15 protein-coding genes are annotated in these 25629 nt (G+C 50.4%); 7 read left to right on the top strand and 8 right to left on the bottom strand.

The genetic code is table 11. From position 1 onward, the window contains the following. Nucleotides 1-34: 34 nt before the first annotated feature. The 3 genes from JWG39_RS03590 to JWG39_RS03580 all read right to left on the bottom strand — a co-directional run bounded on the left by JWG39_RS03590 (nucleotide 35) and on the right by JWG39_RS03580 (nucleotide 2384). A complete protein-coding gene (locus JWG39_RS03590; protein WP_205217987.1) occupies nucleotides 35-736 on the bottom strand; it encodes a toxin-antitoxin system YwqK family antitoxin in 702 nt (233 codons plus the stop codon). Between the two features lie 447 nt (nucleotides 737-1183). Continuing rightward, nucleotides 1184-1759: a DUF1788 domain-containing protein gene (locus tag JWG39_RS03585; protein ID WP_205217986.1), complete on the bottom strand. Its 576-nt coding sequence runs from the start codon at nucleotides 1757-1759 to the stop codon at nucleotides 1184-1186. Between the two features lie 10 nt (nucleotides 1760-1769). Then, nucleotides 1770-2384 (bottom strand): DUF1819 family protein, encoded by a 615-nt coding sequence (locus tag JWG39_RS03580; RefSeq protein WP_205217985.1) that lies wholly within the window; start codon nucleotides 2382-2384, stop codon nucleotides 1770-1772. Between the two features lie 611 nt (nucleotides 2385-2995). Here JWG39_RS03580 and JWG39_RS03575 point away from each other — a divergent pair. The 7 genes from JWG39_RS03575 (at nucleotide 2996) to JWG39_RS03545 (ending at nucleotide 18134) form a co-directional block, all read left to right on the top strand. Next, nucleotides 2996-10783: a non-ribosomal peptide synthetase gene (locus JWG39_RS03575; RefSeq protein WP_205217984.1), complete on the top strand. Its 7788-nt coding sequence runs from the start codon at nucleotides 2996-2998 to the stop codon at nucleotides 10781-10783. A gap of 16 nt (nucleotides 10784-10799) precedes the next feature. Next, on the top strand, nucleotides 10800-12554 hold the full coding sequence (locus JWG39_RS03570; RefSeq protein ID WP_205217983.1) for an MATE family efflux transporter: 1755 nt from the start codon (nucleotides 10800-10802) through the stop codon (nucleotides 12552-12554). Nucleotides 12555-12602: 48 nt separating this feature from the next. Next, nucleotides 12603-13985 (top strand): phenylacetate--CoA ligase family protein, encoded by a 1383-nt coding sequence (locus JWG39_RS03565; protein ID WP_205217982.1) that lies wholly within the window; start codon nucleotides 12603-12605, stop codon nucleotides 13983-13985. Between the two features lie 492 nt (nucleotides 13986-14477). After that, nucleotides 14478-15416 carry an ABC transporter substrate-binding protein gene (locus JWG39_RS03560; protein WP_205217981.1) on the top strand — a complete coding sequence of 313 codons (939 nt, stop codon included), beginning with the start codon at nucleotides 14478-14480 and terminating at the stop codon, nucleotides 15414-15416. Continuing rightward, on the top strand, nucleotides 15413-17350 hold the full coding sequence (locus JWG39_RS03555; protein ID WP_205217980.1) for a SpoIIE family protein phosphatase: 1938 nt from the start codon (nucleotides 15413-15415) through the stop codon (nucleotides 17348-17350). Before JWG39_RS03560 ends, JWG39_RS03555 begins: the two co-directional genes overlap by 4 nt. An 11-nt stretch (nucleotides 17351-17361) precedes the next feature. Continuing rightward, nucleotides 17362-17691: an STAS domain-containing protein gene (locus JWG39_RS03550; RefSeq protein ID WP_205217979.1), complete on the top strand. Its 330-nt coding sequence runs from the start codon at nucleotides 17362-17364 to the stop codon at nucleotides 17689-17691. Further along, on the top strand, nucleotides 17691-18134 hold the full coding sequence (locus JWG39_RS03545) for an ATP-binding protein (RefSeq protein ID WP_205217978.1): 444 nt from the start codon (nucleotides 17691-17693) through the stop codon (nucleotides 18132-18134). Before JWG39_RS03550 ends, JWG39_RS03545 begins: the two co-directional genes overlap by 1 nt. Nucleotides 18135-18629: 495 nt before the next feature. Here JWG39_RS03545 and JWG39_RS03540 read toward each other — a convergent pair whose 3' ends face one another. The 5 genes from JWG39_RS03540 to JWG39_RS03520 form a co-directional block, all read right to left on the bottom strand. Next, nucleotides 18630-19613 carry a tripartite tricarboxylate transporter substrate-binding protein gene (locus tag JWG39_RS03540; RefSeq protein WP_205217977.1) on the bottom strand — a complete coding sequence of 328 codons (984 nt, stop codon included), beginning with the start codon at nucleotides 19611-19613 and terminating at the stop codon, nucleotides 18630-18632. Between the two features lie 11 nt (nucleotides 19614-19624). Continuing rightward, complete coding sequence (locus tag JWG39_RS03535; RefSeq protein WP_205217976.1) at nucleotides 19625-20098, bottom strand: tripartite tricarboxylate transporter TctB family protein; 474 nt, start codon at nucleotides 20096-20098, stop codon at nucleotides 19625-19627. A gap of 91 nt (nucleotides 20099-20189) precedes the next feature. Next, a complete protein-coding gene (locus JWG39_RS03530; protein ID WP_205217975.1) occupies nucleotides 20190-21155 on the bottom strand; it encodes a Bug family tripartite tricarboxylate transporter substrate binding protein in 966 nt (321 codons plus the stop codon). 27 nt (nucleotides 21156-21182) lie between these two features. After that, nucleotides 21183-22697: a tripartite tricarboxylate transporter permease gene (locus tag JWG39_RS03525; RefSeq protein WP_205217974.1), complete on the bottom strand. Its 1515-nt coding sequence runs from the start codon at nucleotides 22695-22697 to the stop codon at nucleotides 21183-21185. A gap of 807 nt (nucleotides 22698-23504) precedes the next feature. After that, a complete protein-coding gene (locus JWG39_RS03520; protein WP_205217973.1) occupies nucleotides 23505-25511 on the bottom strand; it encodes a sigma 54-interacting transcriptional regulator in 2007 nt (668 codons plus the stop codon). Nucleotides 25512-25629: the final 118 nt, after the last annotated feature.

The raw sequence follows: 25629 nt of genomic DNA, 5'->3' as shown, positions 1-25629 counted from the left end.
CATCTTGAAGAATTTCTACTGGCTACCTGTAGAATTACAATGGACATTTAGAATTTCTCTTTCCATGATTATAGATAAAACAACTGGCGGGGTTACCATTTTGAAAATAAGTTCTCATTTCTCCATGTAGCTTCCCCTTTACATAATGAGCTACACTCTTACGATTTCCATTGCTCCACCACACCTTTACCAGACCTTCACGTTGCCCCTGATCATTACGAAAACCTTGTTCTTGTATTTTTCCATTTGAAGTATGGTACGTTGTATAAAAACCATATTTATTTGCTGGAGAGGGTGTTGGGTGTGGTGGTTTAGGATTCGGGGAAACTTTATTTTTATGTGCTATATACGTATCCCAATCCACTGTAACTACAACATTGTAAAGATACATAGGGTACGTATCCCGAGGAGCCAAATTCTGTCCAGTCCAACCTTTCAAGCCATCTGGGCTGGGAGGACTGCTATACGCTAATTTAGCAAATCTTTCAAACCTTGGTGTCGTCTTCCAGGTGAGAACTCGTTTTCGATAAATTTTATTTCCAATTTTCTCATAATAAAATTTATAAACAGGGGCCTTTTCAATATACTCATTCTCAAGTAACCATTTTCTTGCATCATGCCCATCCAGTAACCTGTCTGCCTGCACCTCCGCAGGTGATACTACTATCAACATTAAAGCAGTTAAAACAGATGACATCAGCGTCATGAAGAGTATCTTTCTTTGTTCAAGTTTCATGTTATACCTCCTCTTTTAGAGTATGTAACATCTACCTGTTGTTATTATAGAATACTATTTTTACTTCACCAGCATATTTAAATTATTTTCTGTTCAGTCAGCAATATAAGGGGTATTTTATATAAAAACGTAACTTCTCAAAAAGCTACGGAAAAAGACAAAGACTTTCACCGCGAAGAACGCGAATAACGCGAAGAGTAAAGAGAGAATAACAACAGCAATTCCCTGTTTAATTTTAAAATCTTTATTCTCAAATACTTTTCCCTTTCTCCTGTCCTGCCCGCCTTAATTAAATAAAATCTTTGTCCTTAAATCTTTTTCGCTGTTCGCTTTCCTTCGCGTTCCTTAGCGTTCTTCGCGGTAAAAAATGTCTTACCGCTTTTTGCCTTTTCCCGTCTCCCGTCTCCCGTCTCCTGCCTCCTTTCTTTTTCTCCTTTCTTTGAAAAGTCACGGTACAAGCTGGAACGCCCTGTAGTAATTACTTTCTTCCAGAAGTCCGAAGAGCTTCATTCCCGCGCCGGTGTATTTCCCGGGAAAAAACAAGACTACCGGAGTTTTTTCTATCAGCGGGTGCAAATTATTGAGCAGATTATGGCTCCTCAGCATGGGCCAGGCACTGCCTGCTCCTGAGATCAGGATAAGGTCGTAGTTGTCTGGATCTACCCCCGCTGTGAAAATTCTGGCAATTTTCTTTGCATCAAGCGGTCCTTTGAGTGCCTTTGCCAGAGCCTGGTCTCCCTTTTTCTTTTGCATGGCAATTGCCTTGTCAAGAAACTTCGCCTCGGTGAGATACTCAACGATCAAGGTAAATAAATTGATATGTTTGACTCTGATTCCAGCCTTTTTCCTGCCGATATGCTTGAGGATGACCTCAATATAGTCTCGGACCTCAAGTTCATTTTCCGGGGGATAATCAAAGATGTAAAAACCTATATCGTTGCCCGGTCCCTGATTATTCAAGAGTTCATCAGATGTCAGACGGGGAATAATTTTGTTGAGTCGATCCTGAAGATTGCCAGTCATATATATTCTCTCATTTTGTACATTCCATACACCGCAGAACATGGTCCTCTGAATTTTTCACAAGATAATCCACTACTTCCGGGACCAGCGAGACCGGTTGCAGGTTCCGCTTCTTCGTAGTGTCAATATACCCCGCCTCGGCGAGCATACGAAAAACCACCTGCCGGAGCTTTGTGGTTGTTTTTGCAGTCCACGTCTCGACACTCGGATCCAGCAGGGCGCACGTTTCTAAAAACTCCTGCCAGTCTCTGAATGACAGCGCAGGGTTGAACGTCAGCCAGTGTTGTCGGCAGACGTTCTCCATAAAATCACTCAGCAGGTGACTCTGCTTCACGGCTGAGGCAAGCAGGGCCTGAGTGGTGACCTCTGCATTCCCCTCTTTGACCAGGACCCAGTGTTCCGGGGTCATGCGCTGCAGTCGGTTTCTGATTAAAACAGCCTGCCGTTGTGCAGAAGAAGGGCTTCTTTTCTGGAGAACATTGTGGATAACAACAGCATTATACCACTCTTCCGCCGATGTTTTTCGGAGAAGGAGGGCGGCAATTTTTCTGCTCTCTGGAATCAGTAAAGAACCCGCTGAGATCTCGCCGTTGTAGCGTTTTTGCCGGGCTTCTTTTTTGGTCATATTTTTACGATGTATTTTTCAAAGAGAGGACGTACAGAGACACCCTGAATTATAGCATAAAAAGAGTAGAGACGCCCACATTGGGCGTCTCTACCATGTCAGGGGATTAATTGTACAGGAAGGATTGTGCAGCTGACACCATTTACATTTTTTACTGATCCCCAAAAACACGATAGGACAAACAGGATGATACATTAATTTCATTGCAGAAACGTCTGTTGTGAGATGAGTCACCTGTTGTGCTGAAGACGCCCAAATTGGGCGTCTCTACAAGGACATCCTTTCCATAAAGACAACGCCATATTACCACCACGGGGTTCTCGTGGCAGAATTGTATCCGGATTTGTACAATCAATGCCCGTAAGATAAATTGCCGACATCGTAGAGACGCCAAATTTGGGCGTCTGTCCCACCTGCCTTTGAATTCGCCAATACATATTGAAAAAAATCTGTCAAATTCTCTCCCTTTTTGTCTCCGTAAGCTATCAATATCACGTCATTATATATAATAAGTAAAAATATAAGTTTTGTTTATATGCTTTTTAAGGGTATAAATATTGGACTAATGAGACTGCATGCCACCTAAATTTCCCCAAAATCAAGGTCACACAATGAATCAAAAGAACAGCACGGCCCTTACTCATGCGGAAAGACGGATATACCTGACTCAAAAATTGCATCCTGCTTCCTCCATGTGGAACGTCCCTGTATCTCTGCGGATAACGCTGGTTGATATGAAGCGGCTGCACAAAGCGCTGCGGTTCGTTATCGAACAAACGGTCGGGCTGCATGTTGTATTCACTGAAGAAAATGGTGCAGTGTGCAAGAGAATTGATGAAAACCTTCAGCCTGAAATTGAAATACTTGACTTCTCCCGGGAAGGCGAGCAGGCATATCTTGCGTGGGCAGAGACACAGGCGGGAAAGGCTCTCCCCATGCTCGATGTCCTGCCATACCGTCTCGGGATCGCCGATGTTGGTGACCAGACGACCTATCTGTTCAGCATTTATCATCACATCCTCGCAGATGGCACTTCCAGCGACCTGATTTTTCGCCATATCCTTGAAGTGTATGAAGCGTTTGGCAGGGGAGAATCCATTAAACTGCCTGAGGCTCTGCCGCTGCAGACCGCCTGGGAAGCTGAACAGGAATATCTTGCCTCCGCCGAGTGTGAAGAGGACAAGGAATATTGGAATACCCAGTTCAAGACCTTGCCCGATCCGCTGGATATCTCAGGCAAAACGGTGGCCGAATCAATAACCACTGCTTATTGTGATCATCGCTTCAGCCCTGGAAACGGGAAAGCTCTCCTCGCCTACTGTGCCGCAAACAGGGTGTCCCCCTTCCGCGTGGTCCTGGCGGGCATGTATCTGGTTCTCGCCCGCACCCTGCAGCGGGAAGACATCGTCATAGGTACGGGTACATCCAACCGTTACCCAAAAGAACTCATTCATTCCACAGGGATGTTCGTCAGCACTGCAGCCATGCGGATGCAGGTGGACCCGGATGCCACCTTCGACGAGCTGGTACACAATGCCAGCCAGTGCGTACGCAATACCCTGTCTCATCAGCGTTATCCATACGACAAGTTGACGGCTGATCTTCGCGAACGGTTTGGTGAGGCGCCCGATCTTGTGTCCTGCACGCTGGTCGAGATGGTCCGCACTCCGTATGCCGACAATGCAGAGACTGTTATCCATCGCTACGGCGAATCCCTGATCTCCCTGGCAGGATTCCTGACATATCCACACCGGTCGCAGAGGGATGACACCACCATCGATCTCCACCTCGTTTATAATGAGGAAATGTATGAAAAGTGGCGTATTGAAGAGCTGATTGAGCACCTCGAGCAGGCTGTTATGACGGGTATTTCCACCCCGGACAGCAAAATCAGGGATATCAATTTTTTGTCTGCTGCCGAGCGCCAGAAGCTGATCTATGATTTCAACGAAACCGATGCAGACTGGGAGGTGGAAACTACCCTGAACCAGTGCATCGCCGAGATAACACGCCGTTTCCCAGGCCACACGGCGGTTGTCTATCGAGGTGAAAGGCTCAGCTACGCAGAACTCGACGCCCGCTCCAACAGTATGGCTCGAACGCTCATGAACTTCGGAGCGGGGCCGGGCAGGGTGGTCGGCCTGCTGGCGGATCGATCCATCGATATCATCATCGCCCAGCTCGCCATTCTCAAGAGCGGCAGTGCATTCATGCCCATTGATGCCGAATACCCGGACTCCCGCGTCCAGTTCATGCTTGAGGATATCGCGGCTCCGCTCATCCTCACCCAGACCCGTTTCATTGAAGAGAAGGATTTCGGGGATGCCCTGGTGGTTAATATGGACGATCCGGTCATCTACAACACTGACGATTCGCCGGTAGAAAACCGTAACACCCCCCACGACCTGTGTGTCGTTATCTACACCTCCGGCTCAACCGGGAAACCCAAAGGTGTTTTGCAGGAACACCGGGCTATCTGCAATACCATCAACGCAACCATCAAAGACCATGGCATCACTCCAGACGACAAAGTGGCCAAGCATGCCAGCTTTTCCTTCGACGCCAGTCTGCTGGAGGTCTTCCTTGCCCTCATGAGCGGTGCGGAGCTGCATATTATTCCGGAGGAAATCCGTCTCTCCCTCAGCCATCTCAATGATTACTACGAGCAGCACGGCGTCACCTGGGCATTCTTAACTACTCAGCTTGGCGAGCAGTTCATGGATTTTATGGACAATAAATCCCTGCACACCCTGGCCATTGGTGGCGAGAAGATGCGTATCTTTACACCGAGGGACTACCGATTCCTCAACATGTACGGTCCCACCGAATGCGCCATCTATACCACCCAGTACACTGTCACGGAGTTTATGGACAACATCCCGATTGGCAGGCCCCTCCCCAATACCCGCATGTATATCCTGGACAGTTGTGGTCATCCACAGGCTCCGGGCTATGGAGGAGAACTGTGTATCGGCGGTCCGGGAGTGGCACGCGGCTACCATAATCGCGAGGACAAGACTGCTGAATGCTTTGTACCTGACCCGTTTTACCCCGGCGAGACCATGTATCGCACCGGCGACCTGGCCTGCTGGACGCCTGATGGCGATATTCTTCACCTTGGTCGTATGGACCGACAGGTCAAGCTGCGCGGCTTTCGTATCGAGCTGGGCGAGATTGAGAACGCCATGCTCTCTATTAACGGAGTTACAGAAGCTGCCGTCGGTGATTTTAAAGACAACGCCGGGCACGTTTACCTGTGCGGCTATTTCTGCGGTGATGCAGAACCTGAGGCTGTAACCAGGGGACTGGACGGCAAAGTGCCGCCGTTCATGATCCCGGCACAGATGATGCATCTCGATGCCATGCCTATCAACCCCAGCGGCAAGATTGATCGCAAGAAGCTGCCCGAGCCGAGGGCGTCACAGGAGGAAAAACAGGCGTATGTTGCCCCTGAAACTGCCCTGGAAGAAAGTTTGTGCGCCGTCTGGGCTAAAGTTCTGGGTCAGGAGAGGACCAGTGTAGAGGCAAATTTTTTCAACAGTGGTGGAGATTCTCTGCAGGCGGTAGCACTTCAGATCACTGTTGAAAAAGAGCTGGAGTACCAGATTGAGCTTGCCACGATTTTCGAATGTCCAACCCCGCGACTGATGGCCGCGCGGGTCCTGAGCGGCAAGATTTCCGGGGAAACCATTCTCCCTGCGGCACCGGCAGAGGCCTATCCCGCCACTGTCTCCCAGCAGCAGTTGTACCTTCTGAGTCAGATGAAGGGAATTGGCACCGCATACAATATACCGCTGTGCATTGCCTTTGAAGGCCCTCTTGACCACAAGCGTCTCTCCACAGCATTGCTGGCACTGCTTGATCGAAACGAGGCTCTGCGTACATCTTTTGTGATCAAGGACGGCAGATGTATGCAGCGTATTGCCGAAAGCTCCTGGCTGAAACTTGATTTCAGCCAGACGAACAGTGACGATCCGGCCGAGTTTGCCTCCGGCTTTTCCCGACCTTTTGACCTTGCAAGGTCGCCACTGATGCATGCCAGACTGGTAGCTCATACAGACGGTCGTCACTGGCTGCTGCTCGATTTTCATCACATCGTTTTCGATGGCGTCTCCTCCGGCATCTACCTGCGGGAATTGTTTGCTCTCTACAAGGGCGAAACACTGGAACCGCTGCCCATTCAGCAAAAAGACGTTGCTGCCTGGGAAGCAGACCATGTGGAAGAGATAACAGCCAGACATGAGTCTTTCTGGCACCAGCTTTTTGACGCTCCTCCGGAGTCTGAGTTGCCGACGGATTTCATCCGGCCTGGCCAGCAGGATTTTACAGGTGCCAATTATCGTCACCAGCTTGATGCTCAGACCACAACTGCGCTGCGGCAGCTGGCCAGGGATCGAGGAACGACCCTGCACCAGATTTTCATGACGTCCATCGGCATCCTTACCGGACGCTGGTCGGACAGCGAGGATATCTGCATTGGCACCAGTATGAGCGGGCGTGACCGTGCGGGTACCGCAGGGATCGTCGGCATGTTTGTGCGAACTCTGCCTGCGCGTATTCGTCCCGAGGGTAAGAAGAGTTTTGCCTGCCTGCTTGAGGAGACAAGGGAACAGCTGCTGGCCATTCATGAACACGGAGAGTATCCAATATCGAGCCTGTTCGAACATCTTGGGGCCAACCGTGGACCGGGGCGGCACCCTCTGTTTGATATCAACTTCGTCATGCGCAACATCGGCGCGAACGACCATTTCGAGCTCAACGACCTGAAGGCTGAGGTCGGCACCCTGGGTTCAGGTACGGCTAAATTCGACATATCCATCGCTGTGGAGGAAGGCGATCATGGCCTTGTGCTGGAGCTGGACTATCGCACTTCTCTCTATCGGCGTGAGAGCATTGCCCGCCTGACCAGTCACCTCTGTTCCATCCTTGCTGCTGTTGCTGACAACCCCGAGGTCCTGATCGATGCCATCAAAGTACTTGGTCCCGAGGAACGCATGGCCCTGCTTCATCAGTTCAACCCGAGACCGACACCTCCGCCGCAATGGGCGACGGTATGTCAGGCTATCGACGAACAGGCTCAAAAGCAACCGGATCACATCGCTGTAAGGGCTGAGAACGGCAGTCTGACCTACGGTGAACTGGTCAGACTTGCGAACCGCACTGCCCGTGGCATATCAAGAGCTGGAGGTACCAGGGACAGCATCGTCGCCGTGGTGGCGGACCGATCCACATGGCCGGTGGTTGGCATGCTGGCCGCCCTCAAAGCGGGGGCTGCCTACGTGGGGCTGGACACCCACTATCCGCCTGACCGGATAGCTTTTATCCTCGAAGACACCGGCGCACCCTGCGTCGTGGGAACGGAAGCCCAGCTCGCCGCCATTGATTTTAGCTGTGACAGTGTGACCATGGACGGCGAGCTGCCGGAAGACGACAGCGATCCGGGGCTGGCTGAAGGTGGCGATGCTCTTGCCTACTGTATTTTCACTTCCGGCTCCACCGGCAAGCCCAAAGGCGTCCTCATTGAGCACCACTCCATGGTCAATTTCATCGACTGGTATGCCACCCATCACAGGATGACGCCTGAATCCGGCTGTGCCGCCTTTGCCGCCTTTAGTTTCGACGTCTCCGTGGCCCAGATTTTTGCCCCGCTGATCTCAGGAGCCACGCTGCATGTTATCGAAGAAGATATGCGTCGTTCGCCCAAAGAACTCGATGCCTACTTCATGGCAAACGCTGTCACCCACGCACATTTCCCGACCCAGTTCGCCGAGCAGTTCATACAGATGTGCGACATGCAGTCCCTTAAATATCTCGTTGTTGGCGGCGACCGTCTCAAGTCATATCGTTTAGGTGATTTTCGCCTCACCAACGAATACGGGCCAAGTGAAACCACTATGGCCTGTCTCAGTTACGATGTGCCGGAGATCATGGTCAAACCTCCGGTGGGCTCTCCTGTGGCCAACACGCACATCTACATCCTCGATTCGAGGAGTCGACTCTGCCCCATCGGTGTCCCTGGTGAAATCTGTGTTTCTGGAACCCAGGTCGGTCGCGGTTATCTTAACCGGCAGGAGCTGACAGAAAAACATTTTGTGGAAGATCCCTTCCGGCCAGGCGAGCGCATGTTCCGCACGGGTGATAAGGGCAAATGGCTCGATGATGGCACCGTGGACTTTATCGGACGCATGGACTTCCAGGTAAAGATTCGCGGCTATCGCGTGGAGCCGGGTGAGATTGAATCGCGCATCAAAGAGATGGACGGAGTACTCGACTGCGTGATTGTCCCCCTGGAAGAGCCCAGCGGGAACAAGGTGCTGGCAGCGTACTGTACGGCTGTCGCCGAGCTGAACATGGAGGAAATAAAGACTGCCCTCAGGGATTCCCTGCCGGACTACATGGTTCCCGCCCATTTTGTTCAGCTCGAAAAGATGCCACTCAATCCCAATGGCAAGATCGATCGCGGTAAACTGCCACGTCCGGAGATCACCCCTTCTGCCTCAGGTCCACTGGAACCGCGCACTCCGAAGGAGGCCCGTATCGTGCAGGCGTGGGAAAACGTTCTCGGCCACAGGGGATTCGGCCTGTTCGATTCCTTTTACGATATCGGCGGCGACTCCCTGAGTGCTATTGCTCTGCTGGCTGCTCTGAGTGAGACCTTCGACATCTCGGCTTCCGATATCTTCGCGCACACCACTGTCGCAGACCAGGCAAGCCATTTTCAGGAAGCGGAGATCGGCCGTTCAGCCCGGCTGCTTCGTCTCAAGAATCTGGCAACACCGCCGGATGAAGACGAAGCTTTTGCCGCCCAGCTGAAAGCCTATGACAATGCGTGTGCTGCGGATGTGGCCCTCGATACTGACAGCGTTCGCCGGATAAACCACGTACTTATCACCGGCGGCACTGGCACCCTCGGTATCTACCTTCTGCGTGAGCTGCTTACAAACACCGACGCTCACGTTACCGCCATTGTTCGGGGCAAAGAGAGTGAAGCAGCCCGCAGGCGGCTCGCCGATCATTACCTGGAGCGTTTCGGCAGAGATCTCTCTCTCGACGGAGGTAATCGTGTCGAGGTGCTGACCGGCGATCTCTCGGTGAAGGGATTTGCCATGGAGAAATCGGTCTACGACAGGCTTGAAGCGGAAGTGGACACCATCCTGCACTCTGCGGCACTCACCAGCCACTATGGGAACTGGGACGTCTTTGTGGCTGCCAACATTACCAGCGTGGAAAATCTGGCAGATTTTGCCCGAAGTGGCACTCCCAAGACCATGCACCATGTTTCGACTACATCCATCGGCGCTGGCCTGATTGAAGGCCGAACTCAAGCCCTGTTCACGGAATTTGACGTGGATATGGGACAGTGTTCCGGCAATAACTACGTACGCTCCAAATTACTGGCCGAAGTTGCACTGGAAAAACTGCGCTCCGAGGGCTTTCCGGTCAATGTGTATCGCGCGGGTAATATCGCCTGCGACTCGGAAACTGGTGTCTTCCAGCACAACGTGGAAGACAACGCCTTCTACCAGCAAATCCGAGCCTACGTGAATCTCGGTGCGGCCCCAGACCTCATGGATGTCCGTAATCTCTCCTATGTGGATCAGTCGGCAAAAGCCATTGTCACCCTGATGACCCGTCCCGGACTTTTGGGGCAGACCTTCCACATTCACAACCCGCAGATGCTGTCACTTTCTACAGCACTTTCGGATCCGGCTGTCGGTCTGCGTGTGGAACGCATGCCTTTCAGCGACTTTATAGAGTTCTTTGCCGAACATGCCGGCTGCCCTGGCTTTGACGAGTATGTTGAACGTATTTTACTGCACCTTGGCTGGCAGGACTGGTTGTCCGAATCCGCCCGAACCGGTACCGTCATCCGGGTGGAACGATCGGCCGAACTGCTTGCGCGCTGTGGTTTTGTCTGGAAAAAACCGCAGCCCGAAGATCTGCGCCTGTTTGTGAACCACGCTCTGCAGGATCGTACTGAAAAGCTTGGCAGTATCCCGGGCTTCTCGCAGCTTGACGAAAAAGCACTTACTGACATCGCAGCCCGCATAAGGCCAGAGTATTTTGCTGAAGGGACATTACTGCAACAGGAGAATAACGCGGTGGACGGTGTGCGCGTGCTGCTGGAGGGAATGGTTGAAACCTATCGCCACAATATCAACGGCTGGGTGGGCACTGTTCGTGTCGGCGGCCCCGGATCCTGTACAGGGGAGGAGGCCGTACTTGAAGACGCAAATGCCATCAATTCGGTTGAGTCTCTGGACGACAGCTATGCGTACCAGCTGACCCTTGAAGACGTCCGCTCTCTGACCATGCGTCACCCAAAACTGGGGCTGGTTCTCCTTAAACTCGCAAACATGAAGACGGACCAGGCGGAACGTCTCTTCGTGGCTGTATAAACCGGAAGACTCTGATATGAATCGCAGCAATCACACAGCAACAAGAACCAGCGCTCTGCTGGACAGTAAATATTGGGAATTCTTTGTTCCTACTATTCTCATGGCCATGACGCTGACCATGTCCATCGTGGTGGACAGTATCATCGTTGGCAATATGCTCGGCGCGGATGCACTGGCCGCCGTGAACCTCGTCATGCCGTTGATGATGACGTACAACACAGTGGCGGTCTGCCTTGGTCTCGGGGCGGCCACTCTGATTTCCGTTGCCAAGGGCAGGCGCGACCCCAACTATGCCAACATCGTCTTCACCACCGTACTGTTCTTTCTCACCTTTATCGGTGTGTCCCTGCTGGCCTGCCAGGTGAGCTTTATCGACGGGATAATCCAGGTGCTGACCCGGGAGCCATCCCTTCGTCCTCTGGTGAAATCTTACGTACACGTTCTCATGTACGGCACGCCGCTCATCGTCATTGTGCCCGGGCTGGCCTATTGCCTTCGCGTAGACGGGCAGGTGAAACTCGCCTCCACTGTTTTGATCATCTCCAACCTGGTTAATCTGGCCCTGGATCTCGTTTTCATGGGCCCCTTACATCTGGGAATCGCCGGTTCCTCTCTGGCAACAGTTTCCGGCTACCTGATCGGCGCACTCTGTCTGCTGCCCTATGTTTTCAGTAAAACAAGAACCCTGCGTCTTGTCCCGGTTGCGTTCACCCGTGGGCTCGAGCTGCTGAGGGAATTGGTAACCATTGTCAAGACCGGCTTTCCAGCGGCCATGGGTTCCATTCTGATCACCTTCAAAATTCTGTGCATCAACCATATCGTCCTGGCCGTTGCAGATAAGTCCGGCATGGTTGCCTTTTCTGTCTGCATCTCCTGCCTCTCCTTTGTCTCCATGTTCATCTCCGGAGCGGCGCAGGCTATGACGCCTATCGTTGGCGTACTGTATGGAGAAAAGGATTACCTGGGCGTTCGTTTTATCGTCAGGCGTGCGGTTTTTACTCTGATGATCGCCAGCATCGCAGCAACGCTGCTGCTGGAAACAGCTCCCGCTCAGATTCTGGAAATCTTCGGTGTTCGCCACGCCATGGATATCGCCCTGGGTATACCCGCCATCCGTATTTTTTCTCTCAGTTTGATTGGGACGAGCACGACTTTTCTGTCCATGTACTACTACATGACCACGGGCCATACCAAACTCTCTACCGCCATCGCTGTTGTACAGGGGGCGGCGGTGGTTCCCATCGCTTTTGGCTTATCCCGTTTCATGGGCATTTCCGGGGTCTGGACAGCGTTTTCTCTGGCTGAGATTGTGACTATTCTCATGATCGCCGTCTGGTATCTCTCTCTCAAACGAAAGAACCCGGGGAAATATCAGTCTCCACTCCTGCTCGACCTGGAAAAGCTCCCGAAGGGGCCTTGCCTGGAAACGACAGGTACGGGGGAGGGGTTTGCAGAAGTGCTTCACCGGGTAGATGATTTCATTGAATCTCGTAAAACCAGCCGGGAAATCGCCGGGACTGTGCAGAGCGCGATAAGGGACACCACGGCCGTTATCTTTACCCACATATCAGGGCAGGAGCAGGCTGGACACGTGGATCTTAAGATGGATGTGCTTGAAGATAAAATTATTGTAACACTGCGCAGCAAAGGCAGAGGGCGATCCCAGAGCACTGATGCTGAACTTCTCGAAAAATTGGGGAAGACCTGTGATATCGAGTGCTCGCAAGCTATTGGCTTTAATAACTACACTGTCACGTTCGACATGGCGTGAGCATAACTGCACAGAAAATTTTATTCATATTTTACCATGAGGATCACCATGAAAACCGTCAGTCCCCAGGAAGCACTTAAACTGGTGCACGATGCCAACTCTTTATCCCGCGAGGCCATCGCCGCGCTGCAGAAGGAGCGACTGACCGCCATCGTTGCCCATGCCCGTGAGAACTCTCCTTTCTATCAGAAAAAATATGCAGGTCTACCGGACAACCCGTCTCTTGCGGATCTGCCGCCCGTCAGTAAACAGGAGTTGACCGCCTGCATGCAGGACTGGGTCACCGACCCTGAGTTTTCCGAAGAGGCGCTGGTGACATTTATTCGCGATATGGGAAGCCTGGGCCACCTGTTCATGGACAAATACAGCGTTTCCACCACCTCCGGTACTACTGGTGAACCACTGCGCATGCTGCGTGACAGTCGCCACATCAATATCAACGGTGCACTCCTCCAGGATCGCCTCTACAACAGCCCTTTGCTCAAGAATTTTCCAGAGATACTGGAGAAGAAGACAAAATTCGCCAGCATTCTTGGCACCGGTGGTCACCATGCCGCCGTCACCGCCTTTGAAAAACGCAGGACGGCGCTGGAAAAAGAAGGTATCACCGGTACCATGGAGCTGCTGTCCATCGGAGAACCGGTTGAAGAGATGGTTGCACGCCTCAACAACTTCCAGCCTGAAGTCATCACCGGCTACCCCTCGTTTTTACAGGTTCTTGCTGGCGAGCAGCAGGAAGGGAGACTGAATATCACGCCAAAAGTCATCCTGTGCAGCGCGGAACAGCTTACAGATGAGACACGACTCTTGATTGAAGACCGATTCTCCTGCCCGGTGGGCAACGTCTTCTGCAGTACCGAGGGGGGCGAGGTTGCCATCCTCTGTGATCACGGGCAGATGCATCTCAATTCTGACTGGATCATTGTCGAGCCCATCGACAGGGATGGCAACCCCGTGCCGCCTGGCACCATGTCCGACGCTATTCTCGTTACCAACCTGATGAACGCGGTACAACCCATTATTCGTTATCAGGTAGATGACTGCGTTATCCTCCATGAAGCACCGTGCGGATGCGGACTGCCGTTCCCTTACGTTGATATTCTGGGAAGGACCGACGATATGCCCGTATTCACGGGTGAAAAAACTACCGTCCGTCTCTCTCCCATTGTCTTTCTGAACGCGGTTTGTGATATTGAAGGGCTCTCCATCTTCCAGTTTATCCAGTTAGATCCCGAGACGCTGGTCATGCGGGTGCAATATTTAAAAGACGCCGATTCTGATGCTGCCAACCGCGAGATCAGAGAGAAGGTCCAGGAACAGTTTGTCAATCACGGCCTGAAAAACGTTGCCTTTTCCATAGAAGAAGGAGAGCCTCAAAGGGCTGTCAGGGGCAAGAAGATGAAGACATACATCAAAGATTTTCCAGGATAACCCGTATTGGATTACAGGTTCCTTTTGCTTTCAATTTTCATTATGCATGTTTTATACCATTCCTATTAAGTTGTGACCGTACTCAATGCCATTTTCACTTTCTATTGGCGAATTCAAAGGCAGGGGGATGGGAGACAGGAGAAAGGAGAAAGGAGAAAGGAGACGGGAGACAGGGAAAAGCAAAAGACGGAACAGCGAAAAACTTTTTGCCAAAGGAAAGCTCTAAACATGCGAATAAAGGCAAAAAAATTTAAAATTAAACAGAGAATTACTGTTGTTCTATCTTTACTCGTTCTCTGGTTAATACAAAATGTAAATGGTATTATTTATAAATACAACCGTTTAAGATAGTATTCTTTGAGTAAAAGTATCCTTATAACGTTCTACTATATACTACATTTTACTACATTACAAATGAATCTATACAATACCCAACATCCATCGAGAGAAAAGCACGGGAGCAGCAGGGTGTGTTCGCTCCTGCTGTTACTGATGATTTGTTTCTTTGTCAGTCCTGCTGCCGCTGCTGAGGGGAAAACTGTCCGTCTGGCTCTGCAATGGTATCCACAGACGCAGTTCGCCGGATACTACATGGCAAAGAAGAAAGGTTTTTACGCCGCAAATGGGCTGAATGTGGAAATCCTCCACGGCGACGCCGACAGCAATTCTTTAGATCGAGTGATCTCAGGTGAAGCCGAGTTTGGCACCGCTTTTCTCTCCACGGCCATGCAACGGTGGTCGCAAGGTGCCCCACTGGTCAATATCGCCCAGATCGTACAACGTTCCGCCCTTATGCTTGTGGTGCGTAAAGCCTCCGGCATAAAAACGATCAACGACCTGGACGGGGCGAGGATAGGTACCTGGGGCGATACCTTCCAATTGCAGCCTGAAGCTCTTTTTCTCCGAGAAAAATTGCACGTAACCTTTGTCCGCCAATCCCCGTCCTTCGAACTGTTCATGCGCGGCGGACTCGATGCGACTCTTGCCATGTGGTACAACGAATACCATCGCCTTATCGCCTATGGTTTGAACCCGGATGAGATGACGACCTTTTTTTTCAGTGACCTCAATCTGAACCAGCCGGAAGATGGCATCTACTGCCTTGATTCCACCCTGAAAAATGCACCAGAGAGTGCTGCCGCCCTGGTTAAGGCCTCTGTTCAGGGGTGGGAGTATGCCTTTGCTCACCCCGATGAGACTGTTGACAGCATTCTTGATATTATGAAAAAACAGAAAGTGCAGGCGAACAGAGCTCAACAGACGTGGATGCTGGCGCGTATGCGAGACATCATTCTGGTCGGAAAGCAGTCCCGGCTGACTCCTGTTCTCAACCCTGTTGACTTCGACAGCACTCAAAGAGAACTGCTGCGTTCCGGTGTCATAACGACCGATATTCCCTATAACGATTTTTACAAAGAGCTTCTGCGATGAGACTACACGGGATAGCATTTCGACTTGCTTCACTGACACTCGTGGGCGCTACATTGATCTTGACGGCGATCCTTGGCTATAATTATACCGTTTCACGGAGCATGATCGTCTCTTTAGCTGAAGAACGGGGAACACTGCTTGCGGATTATACTGCCGAGAACATTTCCGGTGTTTTCAACGCCATCCAGAAAGTGATGAATACCATCTCTTTTTCCCTGGAAGATGCAGGCTTGACGACAAAACAGGTTAATGACCTGGGCTGGATGGTGTTGAACGACAATCCCGAGATTTTTGGATCCGCCATTGCCTTTGAGCCGTATGCCTTCCAAAGTGACAGCAAATACTACGCGCCATATCATTACCGTTCGAATAACGATATTCTTTTCGAGAGGCTTGGCGGGAAGGATTACCAGTATTTTTACATGGACTGGTACCAGCTTCCGAGAGAACTTGAGCGTTCTGTCTGGACGGAACCGTATTACGACAAGGTCGGGGACTCTGAACTGATGACCACCTATGCCGTACCCTTTTACCGAATGAGAGACGGGCACAAGGTGCTGAAGGGAGTGGTCACTGCGGATATTTCTCTCAGCTGGGTACAAAAGCTTATCGCAGGTCTCAGCGATCGGGAATCCGGATATGTTTTCATGCTCTCCCGCTATGGGACCTTCATTGCACACCCGGATGCAAACCTCGTCATGAATGAGACTATCTTTACGAGGGCGGAAAAGTTGAAACATCCGCAGTTGCGAGAAGTGGGTCGCAGGATGGTGGCAGGGGAGTCCGATGTGGTGGAATTAAAGGATATGCCGGTTATTGGCGACAGCTTTCTGTATTTCTCTCCACTTTTAGACCAGCAATGGTCCATCGGCGTCGTTTTTCCCAAAAAAGAGATAATGGCAGACGTCTCTCGTTTGAACAGAGAGGTGGCAACATTGGGAATCCTTGGTTTTGTGGTACTGGTGCTGCTTATTACCTGTCTTGCCAGCCGGATCACCCGCCCTCTCCGAAAACTTACTGTTTCTGCACACGACATGGCTTCTGGCAACCTGGAAGCTGAGCTGCCTGTAACGACATCAAAAGATGAAGTGGGTGAATTGACCAGCGCATTCCAGACTATGCAGGACAGTATCAAGAACTACATCACCAACTTGACAGAGACCACTGCGGCCAAGGAGCGTATTGAGTCTGAGTTGCGCATTGCCCACGATATACAGATGAGTATTCTGCCAAAGCTGTTTCCTGCGTTCCCTGAGCGCAAAGAGTTCGACATCTATGCGTCCATAGAGCCAGCCAAAGAAGTTGGCGGCGACCTCTATGACTTTTTCTTTGTGGATGAGACGCATTTTTGTTTTCTGGTTGGTGACGTTTCTGGAAAAGGTGTCCCGGCGGCTTTCTTTATGGCCGTGACCAAAACCCTGTTGAAGGTGGTCGCCGAACGTACACTTGATCCTGGCGAGGTATTAATCAGGGTGAATAATGATCTTGCCGAGGATAATGACGCCTGTATGTTTGTAACGCTCTTTCTGGCGGTCATGGAGATCAGCACAGGCAAGGTTCGATATGCCAGCGCAGGACATAATCCGCCACTGTTGATGACAAAAAGAAAAGGTGTCGAGTGGATTCCACCTTTGAATGAGCTGGTAGCCGGGGTTATGGAAGATACTCACTACACTACGAAATCCATGACTTTGTCTCCAGGGGATACTCTCTTCATCTATACGGATGGGGTGACCGAGGCCATGGACAGTACGCAGGAGCTCTATTCTGAAGAACGATTAGAGGATGTAATGAATCAGTGTCAGGGGAAATCTGCCGAGCAGATCATCCGCACCATTGATGGGGCTCTGAAAGACTTTACCGGTGGAGCCGAGCAATCTGACGATATAACAATGCTTGCCATGCAATACCTTGGCACAAACAGCGAATCATGAGGAAACGACAAATGGATATTATATGTGACAAAAGAGAATCAGGAACCCTGTTGCAGGTGAGCGGCCGTCTGGATGCGTTAAGCGCTGCGACTTTTGAAAAGGATTTTTTGCAGGTTATGGAAGGTGGAGAGACAAAGGTGGTGGTGGATCTTGCCGATCTCAAATACATCAGCTCCGCAGGGCTGCGCAGTATTCTTGCCTCGGCGAAGAAGGCCAGGAAGGCGGGGTGTACCATGCATTTTTGTGGTCTGAAAGGAATGGTTCAGGAAGTCTTTCAAGTGTCCGGTCTGGGAACCATGTTCACCGTTTCTGCTACAGTTGAAGAGGCATTCGGGGCCTGATGTCAGAAACTGACGCTCATCTCAACATTACCGCCGATTTTGATAACCTCGCAGAAGTCACAGCCTTTGTCTGCCAGCGGGCGAGGGAACTGACGGTGCCTGAGCTGTTGTGGTCGAAACTTGAGCTGGTAGTGGAAGAGATTTTCCTGAACATTGTCAATCACTCCCGCCTGCCTCCTGAGGCGGTTGTCGATATCAGTTGCTCGTTGCAAAAAGTTGAAGATGTTCCTGATGATATGTTCTGTGTTTCCCTGCGAGACCATGGCCAGCCATTTAACCCTCTGAAGACTGAGGCCCCCGCGCTTGAGCAGGATGTGGATTCACGACCGATCGGCGGGCTGGGAATTTATCTGGTTACTCAAATGACTGACCATTGCAGCTATGCACGGCAGGATGACAGCAATATCTTTTCAGCCTGTTTTCGGATGAAACAGGCAGGGTGAAGAGAAAAGGAAGAAAGGAGAAAGGAGAAAGGAGAAAGGAGAAAGGAGACGGGAGACGGGAGACGGGAAAAAGCAAAAGACGGAACAGCGAAAAGATTTTTTGCCAACGAATAACAGCTCGAATAATTCGAATAAGGGCTTTTATATAAAAAAGACAAAGACTTTCACCGCGAAGAACGCGAAGAGTAAAGAGAGAACAACAACAGCAATTCCCTGTTTAATTTTTAAATTTTTATTCTCAAATGCTTTTCCCTTTCTCCTGTCCTACCCGCCTTAATTAAATAAAATCTTTGTCCTTAAATCTTTTTCGCCTTTATTCGCATTATTAGAGCTTTCCTTTGGCAAAAAGTTTTTCGCTGTTCGCTTTCCTTCGCGTTCTTCGCGGTAAAAAAATGTCTTACCGCTTTTTGCCTTTCCCCGTCTCCCGTCTCCCGTCTCCTTTCTCCCTTTTCCTCCCCCTGCCTTTGAATCCACCAATACAAAATAGGAATGGTATCACTCTCCAATGAGCTCTTTATACTTTTCGATCTCTTTCTGGTTTTTCAGCATAAGATTTTGACTTTTTTCTGGCCCGAGCCATTGCTTTCCCATGTGAATTTCCTGAAAAAGTTTCTGCGCATTGGGATTCAGCGTGGCCTGCCTGAACATCTCAACAAGTGTGTCGAAGTGTTCCGGATAGTTTCTTTTGACATCCGCGCTCACTGCGAATCCGCGCAGAACACCGGGGATAAGTGGAATTTCGAGCCCAAGAGGTGCAAGGGCTTCTTTTACGGTGGGGGTGTCCCACGCCGGATCTCTTTTTTCGCAGGAGATGGCGATGGGATGAAGCATCTTGCCGAGAAATTCTGTTCCCATGGAGCTGACCGCAATGATATCCACCTGACTCCCCAGAGCCATTCTTCTGACAACCTCATCTGAGTGGCAGAAAACGAGATGTATACTTCCTGGTGCCAGGCCCGCTTTCTTCTGGATCATCTTCAGCAGGAGATGGCCAGTTGAATTTCTCACGACTGCGGCACTTATCGATCCCGGTTCTTTTCTGAGCCTGTTGATAATGTCTGCAAGGGATCTGTATGGAGAATGTGCGGGGGCGGCGATCAATTCACTGTCCTGCCACTGAATATTGATGAAGGCAAGGTCATCCAGGGTATACCCGCTGTTTTTATGGAGGGTGTTGAGTGCAATGTAGGGAGAAAAGCTGGAAGCAAGAATCGTGTACCCATCGGCCGGTTTTTCCAGAACATAGTGCGCAGCCATGTTTCCAGAACCGCCGATCCTTGAATCGATGACGGCAAGCTGACCACTTGCATGGGAGAAAAACGGTGCCATTACGCGTGCCATTCTATCAGAGTTGCCCGCCACTCCGAACCCCGTTACAAAGGTAAAAGAACCGGAGGGAAAGGTGTCCGTTTTTGCCATGGCTGGCAGAACTGATAAAAACAGGAGAATGCAGAACCCGTAGAGAATTTTATGTTTCATTATTTCAGCCTTTAGAAAGTAAAGAGGCCCGCAGGTAACTCTATATTGAGTAATTTATTGAAAAAGAAAAAGAACAGCAGTGTTATGCTGATGCCTGAAATAAGAGCCATTTTCCAGCGGTGAATACCTTCAATGAAGAGAATGGTAATGGTTACCATGGCTGCCCCGCATAACAGATAACCGAGTTCCTGCATGACGGTGGTCATGAAAAAGAAGAGTATCCCTGTGATGACTCCCGCAAAAAGGTTTCCAATCGACACGCCCATCGGATATTTTCTGTCAATAACAGCGATGACTGTCCAGCAGATACTGAGAAGAGTAAAAAGTCCGCCGAGGGCATAGGGGAACGTCCTCGCGTTGGGAAGCGTGGTGCTGTAATCCTCAATCTGTGTTGGGATGATGTAGAAGAGAAATAAAATCCCGAGAAGAAACGCCAGCGTGGAGGCAATAATTTCAGATGTTCCTCGTCCTGTCGGTTGGATCATAGTAAACTCCCTGATAAGCCTTGAACCGATCCGGAATCTCTCTTCGCTAAAAAAGAGATTCCGGACTTCTTAAACTTCCTTTTTTCCTCTATTACTTCTGTTTCGAAGACTGGAGCAGCATATCCACCAGTTTACCACTGGAAGAAAGCATCTCCTCCAGAGGCTTTCCGCTCAGGTTGGCAGGCTGCATATCAAGTTTCTCAACAATATTGAGATATAACTGATCTTGAGACGCTTTTTCCAGCGCGGTGATAATCTGTTTTTCAATATCCGCAGGAAGCTCTTTGGGGCCAACAATAATGTAGGGTTCGCCATGAATGGTCAATTGCGGATAGCCCTCTTCAGCAATTGTCGGGACTCCTTCAAATGAAGGTTTGTCCCCAAAATCAAGAAGTTCCCGTGCGTTCCCAGATTTTATCTGCGGGATGTGACTTCCAGAACCGGCATATCCGGTGACCTGTCCGCCAAGAACCAGTTTCATCGCGGCGGAGCCCCCCTGGGCAGGTACCCCGTTCCATTGTATTCCCTCTTGTTCACCGATATATTTCATGACCAGAAACTGTGTTCCGGTCGTACCCACGGCTGTCCATGCAACTTTGCCGGGATTCTCTTTTGCGTAGGCGGTGTACTCTTTCCAGCTGTTCCACGGAGCATCTGCTCGTACGGCAAATCCGGACGGGGGACCGGCGTAGGCATAGATGTGCGTAAGATCGGTGGAGGGGGAATAGGGGAGTTTGAGCACATGCGGAGCGGTGGTTATTGTCGTTGCCTTGATAACTCCGAGAGTATATCCGTCCGGTTTTGCCTTGGAGACGGCACCGCCGCAGATAGTGGCGCTTGCCCCTTTCTTTTCTACGAGGACTACGGGTGTGCCGATCTCTTTTTCAAAGGCCTTCATCAGTGGCTGCAGAGAAGTGTGGCAGGTTCCCCCGGCCGAGTAGCCATAATAGACTTTGATTGGTTTTTCAGGATAGCCTGCAAATGCACATTGCGTACCGGCAAGGATGAGACTGAAGGAGAGAGCAAGTATTGAACCATATCCAGTTTTGAAGTGCATGAAAATACCTCCGGGAAACAGGTGTTGTTAAGATGCAGCGATTCTTTTATGAACAAGCAGAGCCTTTACAGGTCCCCAGAGAAGAATCGCGGCTGCCAGTCCCCACAGCACAAGAGCTATGGGTGATGTGAAAAATATTTCATATTGATTGCCTGAGATCATCAGTGCCTGACGGAAAGACCGCTCCATGATAGGCTCAAGGATAAAGGCGATAAGTGTTGGCCCGAGCGGGATGGAAAAGTAGCGGAGAATGCAGGAAAGAACGCCTGCGGCAGCCATTGAATAGACATCAATGATGTTGTTGTGTATCGCGTAGGAACCGGTGAAACAGAGCAGCAGGATAGCTCCGAAGAGAATCCCTTTGTTTATCTTGTAGATTCCTTTTGCGGCATAGCGGATGATCGACGTGGCCACCGGGTAAAGCAGGAAGCCGCCGAGGAGAAGGCCGATGAAGATGGCGTAGACCATGGGGCCGTTATCAATAAAAATTTTAGGCCCGGGGATGATTCCGTAGATTAAAAGGGCGCCGAAAAGAACCGCTGTGGTAGAACTGCCGGGGATTCCGAGGGTGAGAAGTGGAATCAGAGCGGGGCCGCAGGTCCCGTTATTCCCTGTTTCACAGGCAAGCAGTCCTTCAATACTCCCTTTGCCGAATTTTTCCGGGTGTTTGGACGTCTTCTTGGCAAGGCCGTAGCAGGTGAAGGCGGCAGCAGTAGAGCCAAGCCCGGGAAGTGCTCCGAGGCAGCAGCCGACCAGGGCGGATTGAATGATGGTTCTTGTGTAGGGAATGATCTCACGAAGTTTCAGGCGTTCGCCCTGAATCTCAATGGGATTAATCTCTTTTTCTTTCCCGCTTCTGCGTTCGTTCCATGCGTTGATCAGTGTGGCGATAACTTCCGGGATGGCAAAGAGACCGACAAGGAAGGGGATGAGGGAAATCCCGTCACTGAGTTCATAATTATTGAACGTGAGACGGGTGCTTCCAAGGACCGGATCGACACCGACGAGGGCAATGATTGCACCGAGTGTGGCGGCGATAAATCCCCTGATTTTCTCCTGCCCGAGAGTGGTGATGATGATGGTCATGGCAAGAAGGATCATCGGGACCATTTCTGCCGGGCCTATCTTCAGCGCATAGTGGGCGACAAAAGGAGCTGCCGTGACCAGAATCACGGTTCCGATCAGGTCCCCGCCGATAGAGGCATAGAGTGCCGCATCAAGAGCATGTCGCGCTCGTCCCTGCTGGGAGAGAGGATACCCGTCAAAAAGGGTGGCGGCGGCCTCCGGGGTCCCCGGGGTGCAGAGGAGAATGGCACTGATGGATCCGCCGTAGACTCCGCCTTTGTAAATTCCCAGCAGAAATGAAATTGCCGCGACGGGGGGCAGCCCAAAGGTAAACGGGGCAGCCAGGGCGATCGCCATGGAAGGCGATAATCCAGGCAGCGCACCAATAGTGCATCCCATGTACAGGCCGCAGACAATAGCGAGGATATTCTGCCATTGCATGATGATAAAAAAACCGGCTTCGAGATTTTCGAGCATCTTTCCCTCCTGTTGAGGTTGCTGTGAACGGTTTTTTACTGGACACTTGATTGATGCAATTATCAGTCCGGAATATAAGGGTACCTTGAATAATACCATTCCTATTAAGTTGTGACCGTACTAAATGCCATTTTCACTTTCTATTGGCGAATTCAAAGGCAGGGGGATGGGAGACAGGAGACAGGAGAAAGGAGACGGGAGACAGGGAAAAGCAAAAGACGGAACAGCGAAAAACTTTTTGCCAACGAATAAAAGCTCTAGACCATTTCTATTCAGTTATGCTCTTTTTACATCCTGCTTATTCATTCGTAATCACAAAAAAAGATGTCCACGCAGTCGCGCTCTCTGGTCAATATAAAATGTAAATGGTATAATACCATTTACATTTTGTATTGGCGGATTCAAAGGCAGGGACGGGAGAAGGGAGACAGGAGGCAGGAAAAAGCAGGGCAACAAAACCTGATGACATTCGTTGTGGGATGAAACGGCTTAAGGTGCTCTTGTGAAAGAGGGCACAGCGAAAAAGGGCATTTTATATAAAGGGAACCTTGAATAATCAGTCTTTCGCCCATCTTCTTCGTTACAGTCAAAAATTTATCCTCGCAATATCAAACATATAGCTCCGGTAAATTTTCTCCTGTGCCTCGAATATGAACGAAATACAAGATTATTCAAGGGACCCTAAAGAAGCTTTCGTGTATTTCGCGTGTTTCGCTGACCATCCAGTCTTTGTCTTTTCGCTTTTCCCTTTCTCCTGCCTCCCTTCTCCTGTCTCCCTTTCTGTCTTTGTCTTTTTTCGCCTGTTTATCATGCTCTGTCGATTCCGCAGGTTTTCATTTTTCTCCACAGGGTGGTTCTGCTCACTCCCAGCATGATGGCTGTCTTCTCTCTGTTGTATCTGCACTGCTGGAGAGCCTGGAGGATTTTTCCCTTTTCATTTTCCGGGTGGTGAAGCATTGCAGACGTGGAGGAGACAATTGGTTCCTGTGAAAAAGAGAGTGGAGACTGTTCAGTCTCTTTTTGTTTTGCTGGATGTACGGGCGGAAGATCTTTTGAATCCTGAATGTCCATGATTGCTTCAAGTTCCAAAAACCGCAGGGCAACGTTCTCTACGGGATTGCCGAAACTGGTGCTGAGAAGGAGCTGCTCGGCAAAGTTTCTCAGCTGGCGGACGTTGCCGGGCCACCTGTAGTCATGCAGTCTGGTCATGTATTCCGGCGGCAGGCCCGGAATAATAAGGTGGTGGGTATTGGCATGCTGGTAGAGAAAATGGGTGAAAAGGAGGGCAATATCCTCTCTCCTGTTTCGCAGCGGGGGGATAGTAATACGCAGGACATTCAGCCTGAAGAAGAGGTCTCTTCTGAATGTCCCTCTCTGGGTGGCTTCCCAGAGACCGCTGCCTGAGGCGGTGATGATGCGGACGTCAATCGGAATGGTGTGGTCCCCGCCGATGCGCATAACTTCTTTTTCCTGGAGAACCCGCAGAAGCCGGATCTGCACAGGTTTTGGCGTTGAATCAATCTCATCCAGGAACAGCGTTCCCTTATGCGCAAGTTCGAAGAGGCCTGCTTTCCCGCCTTTTTTGGAGCCGGTGAACGCCCCTTCCTCGTAGCCAAAGAGTTCACTCTCAAGAAGAGACTCAGGCAGGGCACCACAGTTGATGGTGACGAAGGGATTTTTTTTTCTGCTGCTGCAGTTGTGGATGCTCTGTGCGACAAGTTCCTTGCCGGTTCCCGTCTCTCCCTGAATGAGTACGGTGGAGCTTGTCCTGGAAATTTCTTTAATATTTTCAACCAGTTTGACCATTACCTGACTTTGGTGAAGAATATCATCTCTTTCATAACGGGCGACAAAGCCCCGGGACATTTTTCGCCGAACCTTGTTTTCCGCCTTCATGACCGCAGAGGCATCTCGAAAAGTGGCGACAAACCCTGCCGTTCGGTCTGCAAAAAAAACCGGTTCCTGGTTGAAGACATAGAGCTCACCGTTAATTTTTTCAATTTGATCCTGCACCGAGTTTCTGCGGGAAATGGCTCTTTTAATGGGACCCTCCTTAAACAGTGAAGAGGCACTCTGTCCGGTAACGAGCTGGTCTTTGAGATTGAGGATCTTTCGTGCCTTTTTGTTCAGGGTGATGATTTTTTTCTTCTCATTCATGGAGATGATGCCTTCGGCAACCATATCGTTCACGGTCTGATAACGCAGTCGGACAACTTTTTCCCGGCGGTTGGCAATGGTGACGGAACAGGCATTGTCGACGGTTTCCATGATCTCCTCATGGGTCGTCACCAGCTCCTGGTAGAAAAGGTTGTGACTTTCCGCAAAACGTTTCGTGGCTGTCCCGCCGATTACCCCTTGAAATCCTTCTTCTGCGGCTCTGGATATCAGTTCTTTCAGGCTTTCCGTGTCGTGATACACACCCTGGCGAAATTCGATGGGGAGCAGTTTATTGAGGATTTCCAGCCCGCTTATTCCAGCGCGGAAGTTGGGCATGAAGATACGAATCTTTTCATGTCCACGGTCCTGAATTCTTTTGGCGGCCTGATGTACAACGTTGATAATGCTGAGGGAAGACTGAGGAAGGCTGAGGACCGGGATTGTCAGATTTTCCCGAAGAAGCTGGCTGGTTCCCCGCCGGGCGATAATGATCTCAACGCCTCGTTTTTCAAAATTCTTTCCCACCTCAATGGCGTCTTCAAGGACCTCATCTGCCCGATAAAAGTACTCTTTTCTCTTCCGAATGATTTCGTTGAATTCAATATTTATAGAAGAGGCCGAGATAAAAACGCCGATATGGCAGGGAGCTTCTGACATGGATTCTTCTCCGAGAGAGGAAGGAAACAGGGGGTGGAGGGAGAAACATTATGTTTCATAAAGTAACGTTTCATTAAATTCGAAACAATATGTTTTATTTCGAACAAACAGTGCCTGA

Origin of the sequence: Desulforhopalus vacuolatus (genome assembly GCF_016918505.1) — a bacterium.
GTDB classification, from domain to species: Bacteria; Desulfobacterota; Desulfobulbia; order Desulfobulbales; family Desulfocapsaceae; genus Desulforhopalus; species Desulforhopalus vacuolatus.
This window is presented reverse-complemented; position numbering and strand designations above follow the sequence as displayed.